Annotated in this window: 9 protein-coding genes; 6 read left to right on the plus strand and 3 right to left on the minus strand. The window is 62.7% G+C overall.

Annotated elements, in window-relative coordinates:
- The first annotated feature begins 282 nt into the window (after positions 1-282).
- Complete coding sequence (locus DTW89_RS17945; RefSeq protein WP_114656919.1) at positions 283-1,968, plus strand: GMC family oxidoreductase; 1,686 nt, start codon at positions 283-285, stop codon at positions 1,966-1,968.
- A 68-nt stretch (positions 1,969-2,036) separates the two neighbouring features.
- Here DTW89_RS17945 and DTW89_RS17950 read toward each other — a convergent pair whose 3' ends face one another.
- From DTW89_RS17950 to DTW89_RS19910, 3 genes are all read right to left on the minus strand, one after another.
- The gene (locus tag DTW89_RS17950) at positions 2,037-2,354 is read right to left on the minus strand and encodes a hypothetical protein (protein ID WP_114656925.1); all 318 of its coding nucleotides are present in this window, start codon (positions 2,352-2,354) and stop codon (positions 2,037-2,039) included.
- Positions 2,355-2,365: 11 nt separating this feature from the next.
- Complete coding sequence (locus DTW89_RS17955) at positions 2,366-3,757, minus strand: ammonium transporter (RefSeq protein WP_114656920.1); 1,392 nt, start codon at positions 3,755-3,757, stop codon at positions 2,366-2,368.
- Positions 3,758-3,977: 220 nt separating this feature from the next.
- Positions 3,978-4,103, minus strand: coding sequence for a hypothetical protein (locus DTW89_RS19910; protein ID WP_269089855.1), 126 nt, complete (start codon positions 4,101-4,103; stop codon positions 3,978-3,980).
- Between the two features lie 17 nt (positions 4,104-4,120).
- Between DTW89_RS19910 and DTW89_RS17960 the strand changes: the two genes are divergently transcribed.
- The 5 genes from DTW89_RS17960 (at position 4,121) to DTW89_RS17980 (ending at position 8,419) form a co-directional block, all read left to right on the plus strand.
- A complete protein-coding gene (locus DTW89_RS17960) occupies positions 4,121-4,879 on the plus strand; it encodes a sulfite exporter TauE/SafE family protein (protein ID WP_114656921.1) in 759 nt (252 codons plus the stop codon).
- Between the two features lie 207 nt (positions 4,880-5,086).
- Positions 5,087-5,848 (plus strand): ABC transporter substrate-binding protein, encoded by a 762-nt coding sequence (locus DTW89_RS17965; protein WP_114656922.1) that lies wholly within the window; start codon positions 5,087-5,089, stop codon positions 5,846-5,848.
- 28 nt (positions 5,849-5,876) lie between these two features.
- Positions 5,877-6,659 carry an amino acid ABC transporter permease gene (locus DTW89_RS17970; RefSeq protein ID WP_114656923.1) on the plus strand — a complete coding sequence of 261 codons (783 nt, stop codon included), beginning with the start codon at positions 5,877-5,879 and terminating at the stop codon, positions 6,657-6,659.
- Complete coding sequence (locus DTW89_RS17975; protein ID WP_114656924.1) at positions 6,656-7,399, plus strand: amino acid ABC transporter ATP-binding protein; 744 nt, start codon at positions 6,656-6,658, stop codon at positions 7,397-7,399. Before DTW89_RS17970 ends, DTW89_RS17975 begins: the two co-directional genes overlap by 4 nt.
- Positions 7,400-7,525: 126 nt before the next feature.
- A complete protein-coding gene (locus tag DTW89_RS17980; RefSeq protein ID WP_114656926.1) occupies positions 7,526-8,419 on the plus strand; it encodes a DMT family transporter in 894 nt (297 codons plus the stop codon).
- Positions 8,420-8,542 lie beyond the last annotated feature (123 nt).

Here is an 8,542-nt window from a genome sequence, read left to right on the forward strand (position 1 = left end):
GTTCTTCTAGGGTCAAGTGTGTGTAGTTCAAAGTGCTTTCCTTTGCGACTGGCCGGTCAACAAGAGAGCATCCTATGCACTCTTGGCCCAACCTATTGCTTGGTGCACTTCGTTCTGGAATCCGCCTATCAAAATAGCCTTCGGCGCAATACCATAAAGCACTATTAGCTACAAATTGCGTAGCAACTGGTGTTTGCCCCCTCGACAGACGGATTGCCCGCCGCACAATGGTGCGCAGACCCTTTTCTTGTTTCGCGCAGCGCCGCAGTCCGCTTTCATCCCATGAGTGACACCACGTTTGACTACATCATCATCGGCGGCGGCACGGCCGGCGCCCTGCTTTGCAACCGCCTGAGTGCCGACGGCCGCAGCCGGGTGCTTCTGATTGAAGCCGGCCGCAAAGACGATTACCACTGGATTCATATCCCCGTGGGCTACCTCTACTGCATCGGCAACCCCCGCACCGACTGGCTTTACAACACCGAACCCGACGCCGGGCTGAACGGCCGCACGCTGCGCTACCCGCGTGGCAAAACGCTGGGCGGCTGCAGCAGCATCAACGGCATGATCTACATGCGTGGCCAGGCGCGCGACTACGACCAGTGGGCCCAACTGACGGGTGACGACAGCTGGCGCTGGGACAACGCCCTGCCCTATTTCCGCCGCCACGAGGACCACTGGCGCCTCGACCAGCCCAGCGGTGTGAATGAAAATTTCAAACGCCTGCACGGTAGCAAGAGCACTGGCGGCACGGGCGAATGGCGCGTGGAAAAGCAGCGCCTGCGCTGGGATGTACTGGATGCTTTTGCCCAGGCAGCGCAACAAGCGGGCATTCCGGCCACCGATGATTTCAACGGCGGCAGCAACGAAGGCGTGGGCTACTTCGAGGTCAACCAGAAAAATGGCTGGCGCTGGAACACCGCAAAGGCCTTTTTGCGCCCCACCTGCTACGGACGCCCCAACTTCGAGATGTGGACCGCCGCCCAGGCGGCCAAGCTTCTCACCGCGACGCAGCCGGACGGCAGCCGGCGCTGCACCGGCGTGCAGGTGTGGACCGGCAACGAAATGGTGACAGTCCATGCCAGACATGAAGTGATCCTGAGCGCAGGCGCCGTCAACTCGCCCCAATTGCTGCAGCTGTCGGGCATCGGCCCCGCAGCACTGCTGCGCCAGCATGGCATTGACGTAGTGCACGACCTGCCCGGCGTGGGCGCCAACCTGCAAGACCACCTGCAGATCCGCACCGTGTTCAAGGTGCAGGGCGTGGAAACGCTCAACACCATGGCCAACTCGCTGTGGGGCAAGGCCAAGATCGGACTGGAATACGCCCTCAAGCGCAGCGGACCCATGAGTATGGCGCCCTCGCAGCTGGGCGCCTTCACGCGCAGCAGCCCCGACCAGCCCTGGCCCAACATCGAATACCACGTGCAACCGCTGTCGCTCGATGCCTTTGGTGAGCCGCTGCACAGCTTTCCGGCCTTCACGGCCAGCGTGTGCAACCTCAACCCCACCAGCCGGGGCAGCGTGCAGATCAAGACGGGCCGCTTTCAGGACGCGCCCGCCATCGCCCCCCGCTACCTCAGCACCCCCGAGGATCGCAAGGTGGCGGCCGATAGCCTGCGCGTCACGCGCCGCATCGTTGCGCAATCGGCGCTGAGCCGGTACCAGCCCCAGGAATGGAAACCCGGCACGCAATATGAAACCGATGAAGACCTGGCCCGGCTGGCCGGCGACATTGCCACCACCATCTTCCACCCCGTGGGCACAACCAAGATGGGGCGCGATGGCGACCCGATGGCGGTGCTCACCCCACAGTTGCGGGTGCGCGGCATTGACGGCCTGCGCGTGGTGGATGCCGGGGCCATGCCCACCATCACCAGCGGCAACACCAATTCGCCCACGCTGATGCTGGCCGAAAAGGCCGCCGAGTGGATCCTGGAGGCGCGCAAGGCGGCATCCGGGCACTGACACAGCCGCCCGGTCGTACCGCCCATGCAGTGACGCCCCCTGAAGAAAGGCCGCAGACTCGGACAGCTTCAGCGGATACCACCCACATAGCGCGGCACCTCGGGCGACGGCGCGATGCGCTGTCGCACTGCCTGCGCAGCTACGTCCAGCAACGGGCGGCGCTCCGCGTCAGGGGCTGGAGCATGGATAGCGTGGTCCAGACGTGCAGCCCACTCGGCCAATTCGGGCACGTTGTCTTCCTGGGCGCGCTGGCGGGCAAAGCGCACGATCTCCAGCGCATATTCGGCGTTGACCGCCATCCATTCGGTGTCTGTCACGCGCCCCGTCTTGCGGCGCAACAAAACATGCAGATGGGCAGCAATGGCGAGCTTGTCGGCATCAGGCATGTCAAAACCCTTCATCCGCCCAGGCGTTCGCGGTGCTGGGCGATGTCGAGCCCGGTCTGCTCGCTCTGCACATCCACGCGCAGGCCCATCGCAAAATTGATGATCCATAGCAGCGCAGCCGTCGCGACCAGGCTGTAGGCCATCACCGCGCCCACACCAATGGCCTGGGTGGACAGGCTGCCCTGCACGCCACCCACAGTTTCGTTGGCCAGCACGCCCGTGAGCAGCGAGCCCACGATGCCGCCAATGCCATGCACACCAAAAACATCCAGCGAGTCATCGGCGCGCAGCAGGCGCTTGAGTCCCGTGGCGCCCCAGTAACACGCAAGGCCCGCAACCAGGCCAATCACCACTGCCGAGCGCAGTGTCACAAAGCCCGCAGCGGGCGTGATGGCCACCAGCCCCGCCACCAGGCCAGAGCAAAGGCCCAGCAGAGATGGCCGCCCTCGTACCACCCATTCGCCCAGCATCCACGACAAGGCACCCGCCGCTGCCGCCAGGTGCGTCACCGCCATCGCCAGGCCCGCGCGCCCATCGGCGGCCACGGCAGAGCCCGCGTTGAAGCCAAACCAGCCCACCCACAACATGCCCGCGCCCGCCATGGTGAGCCCCAGGTTGTAAGGCTCGAAAGGCTCTCGGCCATAGCCCGTGCGGCGGCCGAGGAACCAGGCGCACACCAGCCCTGCAACGCCCGCGTTCACATGCACTACCGAGCCGCCAGCAAAATCCAGCGCACCCATCTGGGCCAGCCAGCCGCCGGGCTCCCACACCCAATGCGCCACGGGGGCATAGACCAGCAAGCTCCAAAGACCGACAAAGATCAACACGGCAGAAAACCGCATGCGCTCGACCAACGCGCCCACCAGCAACGCTGCGGTAATGATGGCAAACGTGAGCTGAAACATGGCGTACACCGACTCAGGGATATGCGGAGCTACATGACTCACAGCCAGCCGTCCTTGTGCCAGCTGGAAATCGAGTCCCGTGAATCCCATGCGGTCAAAACCGCCGAGCCAGGCGCTGCCCGGCGTAAATGCCAGCGAATACCCCGCCGCAAACCACAACAGGCTGACCAGTGCCGCAATGGCAACCACGCTGGCCATGGTGTTGAGCACGTTCTTGCGGCGCACCATGCCGGCATAAAAAAGTGCAATGCCCGGAAGCGTCATCAGCAGCACCAAGGCGGTGGAAGTCATCATCCAGCCAGTGTGTGCCGCACTCACGGTGTTGTGGTCGACCAGCGCGGGGCGCGTTGGTGGCTTCGCAACATCAGCCACGCCCACCTGTGCTGCCTGTGTCGCGTTAGGTGGCGCGGTCAATGGCCCCGTTTGCGCCATTGCACTGATGCACAACCCCAGACCCAGCGCCAATATCACCATCAACCGCTGCATGAATGCCCGCATAGAGACTCCCTTTCGCAAATTGTTACGAACGCATTGCACGAGCCATGCCAGCCGGCGGCCTCTTTTCAAGGCGAAAGCGCTTCTGAATCGCTGCAAAGGGGTGCGGGAAACTCCCAATGCACCATCGGAGTGCAACCATTACAGTTGCCCCACTCGAAAGCGCGCTCCGGTGTGCCAAGCGAGGGGCCCGAGGAGACATCTTTTCTACCAATAACCAAATTTAAAGCACCCAACGAGGTGCATCCTTTTTATAAGCGCTGGCGATCCCAGCGCTTTTTTCTTGCCCATTTTCTGTGCGCAGCACCGGAACCACGGGGCAAGCAATCACGAAATTGATAGCACTCACGGTGCGAAAATCCTGGGATGGAATGGATTTTTATTACCCTGGCCTCGCTGCTCGCAGGTTTTGTGGATGCGATCGTGGGCGGTGGGGGGCTGGTTATGGTTCCAGCGCTGTTTGCGGCTTTTCCGGGCGCGCCACCGGCCACGCTGCTGGGCACCAACAAGGCCGCAGCGGTATGGGGAACGGCCATGGCCACCTGGCAATACGGTCGGCGTGTGCAGATACGCTGGTCTGCCATGCTGCCTGCTGCAGCGGCCGGATTCATGGGTGCATTCGCCGGCGCGTGGGCTGTCACGGTGGTGTCGGCAGATTTTCTGCGCAAGCTGCTGCCACTCGTCTTGCTGGGCGTGCTGGTCTACACACTCGCAAAAAAAGAGTTGGGACGACACCACAAGCCCCGCCATGAGGGGCGGGCCGAGGTGCTGATCGCCAGCCTGATCGGTGCGCTCATCGGTTTTTATGACGGTTTCTTCGGCCCCGGTACCGGCAGCTTCTTTGTTTTTCTGTTCGTGCGCCTGCTGGGCTATGACTTTCTCAACGCATCAGCGTCGGCCAAGCTGCTCAATTGCGCCACCAACATCGCGGCCATTGCGCTCTTTGCCGCCAAAGGCCATGTGTGGTGGCACTTCGCCGTGACGCTGGCGGTGGCGAACATCGTGGGAAGCCTGCTGGGCACGCACATGGCGCTCAAACACGGCACCGGCTTTGTGCGCGGCATTTTCATCGTGGTCGTAAGCACTTTGATTCTCAAGACGGGCTACGACGCCTTCCTGCGCTGAAACCCCACCGGCCACACACAGCGTCCACTGCGCCGCGGCCGGGGGGCAGGGTTGTCCGCTATAGGCGTTGTGGACTGGGCGCCATTTATAATTGCGGCAGATTTGTGACGCCCACCATCTTTGGGTACTATCATTTCCTTGGCTCCGGTTGCGTGACCCGCAAGCCGGATTTTTTGTATCTGCACCACCCCACGACAGGATTCCTCCATGAAATTCTTCAAGGTCATCGCATCTACCCTGGCACTGTGTGCTGCTTTTTCCATACAGGCCCGCTCCCTCGATGACATCAAGAAGAGTGGCAAGATCATTGTGGCCACCGAAGGACAGTTTGCGCCCTTCAACTACTTCAAGGGCACCACCCTGACGGGTTTCGAGGTGGAAGTGGCAGAACTCGCCGCCAAAAAGATGGGCCTGAAAATTGAATGGAAAACCATCGGTTTTGACGCCCTGCTGACCGGCCTGAAGCAGGACCGCTGGGATCTGGTGATTGCATCGCACGGCGTGACCGAAGAACGCGCCAAGGCCGTAACGTTCACCGCTCCGCACTACTGCTCTGGCGGCATGGTGATCGCCATGGACCCTGCCATCCGCAGTGCCAAGGACCTGGCCGGCAAGACCGTTGCAGTGCAGACCGGCACCAGCTATCTGGAAAACGTCCAAAAGGTCACAACGATCAAGGAAATGAAGAACTTCCCCACCGATGTGGATGCACGCAGCGCGCTCACCTCGCGCCGGGTGGACGCTTGGGTGACCGACCGTTTCGTGGCCAAGGAAATGGTGGCCAAGAACCCCACGGCCGGCCTCAAGCTGGGTGAAATGGTGTTCATCGAGCGCATTGCCTCGGCAGTCGCCAAGGGCAACCAGACCCTGGCAGACGCATGGAACAAGGCTCTGGCCGAAACCATGGCCGATGGCAGCTACGCCGCCGTGTCCAAGAAGTACTTCAACGAAGACGTACGCTGTAACTGAGAACGGGGGCTCCGGCCCTCTCTGATCCATGCTCATTGCCCTTTGGCCGCGCCACTGGAGCCGCCAGCAGCGCAGCAACGCTACGCTGATTGCGGCTCTGGTCCTCATGGTGGTCATGCTGGTCCTTCTCGGCCAGATACTTTCCTTGTTCCCCGAACCCATTGGTTCCAACGCCCAGGCGTTTTCCGATGGCGCACGCACCACACTGTGGCTGACGCTGATCAGCGGCACGGTGGGCCTGGTCCTGGGCACCGGTGCGGCACTGGCGCGCACCGCCCGCTGGATCGGCTTGCGCTGGCTGTCGGGTTTTTACATCTGGGCGATCCGCGGAACACCGCTGCTGGTCCAGATCCTGTTTGTCTACTTCGCGCTCCCGGTGCTGGTGCCGGGCCTGAATCTGCCTGACTTTGCCGCCGCCGTGGTGGCGCTGGGCCTGAACGTGGGCGCCTACAACGCCGAAGCGATCCGCGCCGGTCTGCTGGCGGTGCCCCGGGGCCAGACGGAAGCCGCGCGCGCGCTGGGCCTTGGCCGGGGCCACGTGTTTTTCGACGTGGTGTTCCCGCAGGCTTTCAAGATATCGCTGCCGCCCCTGGTCAGCAACTTTGTGGCGCTGCTCAAGGATTCTTCGCTGGCCTATGCCATTGGCGTGGTGGAGCTCACCAATGTGGGCAACCGCATACAGTCGGCGACGTTTCAGCCCATTGCCACCTTGACCACGGTAGCCCTGACCTACCTGCTGCTGACCACGCTGGTGACCCAGCTTTCCAACGCCATCGAACACCGTTTTGATGTGGAAGGGCGCATCCAATGAGCGCCCCCATGCCCTACATCGTGGCAGAGAAAGTCTGCAAGTCCTTTGGCACGAACCAGGTGCTGAAAGAGGTGTCCACGCACTTCAACACGGGTGAGGTGACGGTGATCATTGGCGCATCAGGCTCGGGGAAAAGCACCCTGCTGCGCGCCATCAACCGGCTGGAGCCTCACGACAGCGGCACTATCCGCATCGGTGGCGTGCCGGTGACCGACGATCCCCGCACCCTGCAGCAGCAGCGCTGCGAAGTGGGCATGGTGTTCCAGCAGTTCAACCTGTTTGGCCACATGAGTGCACTCGACAACGTGGCGCTGGCTCCACGGCGCCTGCGCCATCTCGCCAGGGCCCAGGCCAACGAGCAGGCGATGACCCTGCTGCGCCGAGTTGGCATGCAGGACCATGCACACAAGTACCCATGGCAGCTGTCCGGGGGGCAGCAGCAGCGCGTGGCCATTGCCCGCGCCCTGGCCATGGCACCCAAGGTGATGTTGTTTGACGAACCCACCTCGGCGCTGGACCCCGAGATGGTGCAGGAGGTGCTGGATGTGATGCGCGAACTGGCGCGTGGCGGCATGACCATGATCGTGGTGACCCACGAGATGGGCTTTGCGCGCGAAGTGGCAGACCGCGTGCTGTTTTTCGACAAAGGGCGAATTGCCCACGATGCGCCCCCCGCGGAGTTCTTCAACAACCCGGCCAATGACCGTATCCGCGCCTTCATTGGCCGGATGGGTGCTTGATCCGCCCACGCCAGGTCGGACCTGCCCGCGAAACGCCCTGCCGCACGGGCCTCGTTCCTTTGCCGCCCCTTGACCCTCAGCGCATTGGCCTGGCCGGTGCGCGCGCTGGGCACCATTCCATTTTTTATGCGTTCTGAACGTTTTGGCCTTTGGGCCCTGTTGGTCGTCACCGCTGTGTGGGGAACCACTTTCCCCGCCATGAAGCTGCTATCGGCGCACCTGGATGCCCTGCAGATCATCTGGTTGCGCTTTGCCCTGGCACTTCTGGTGCTGGCACCTTTGTGGGTGGGCATGCGACCCAAGGAGCGCTTGTGGGGTTGTGCGCTGGGGCTACTGCTGTTTGTGGCGTTCTGGCTCCAGATTGAAGGCCTTGCGCGCACCAGCAGCAACCGCAATGCGTTTGTCACCGGGCTCAATGTGCTCGTGGTGCCGTTGATCGCCATGGCGGCCCTGGGGCGCCGCTATGGCTGGCGCCTGTGGGCGGCCTGCGCCATGGCGTTCGCCGGCATGGCGTTGATGTTTCACGAGAACGATCCCTGGAACCTGGGCGATTCGCTCACGCTGGCCAGCACGGTGTTCTACGCCATCTATATCTTGCTACTGGAAGAATGCGCACGCCGCACATCGGCGCACCCGCTTCGTGCCACGCGCATGGCGGCCGCACAGGCAACCGTGATGTGCGCGGCCGCCACAGTGCTGCTGCTGGCGCGCGATGGCAACATGGATTGGTTCCAATCGCTGGGCAACCTGCAAATGGCGAGCTGGCTGGCGCTCGCGTACCTGGGCTTTGTGGCCAGCGTGGTGGTGGTGACACTGCAGGCCTGGGGCCAGCAGCGCGTGGATGCCATGCGCAGTGCCATCGTCTTCGGGCTGGAGCCGGTGTTCGCCGCCGTCACCGCCTGGGTGTTGCTGGGCGAACAGCTGGGATGGTCCGGACTGAGTGGTGCGGCCATGATTGTGGCGGCTCTTGTTTTCAGCCAGCTCCGGCCGCCCACGCAGACCGCGGCGACCCCGGCCTAGTACATCGTTCCGTTAAAACATTTACGTAAATGTGATCATGTGCGATCATGCCAACCCAGCGATTCCTTTTGGAGGCTGGCATGGCAAGACGGACGGGGCGAGCGGCGTTGGTGTTGAGCGGGG

Source organism: Acidovorax sp. BoFeN1, from assembly GCF_003345135.1.
Lineage (GTDB): Bacteria > Pseudomonadota > Gammaproteobacteria > Burkholderiales > Burkholderiaceae_C > Acidovorax > Acidovorax defluvii.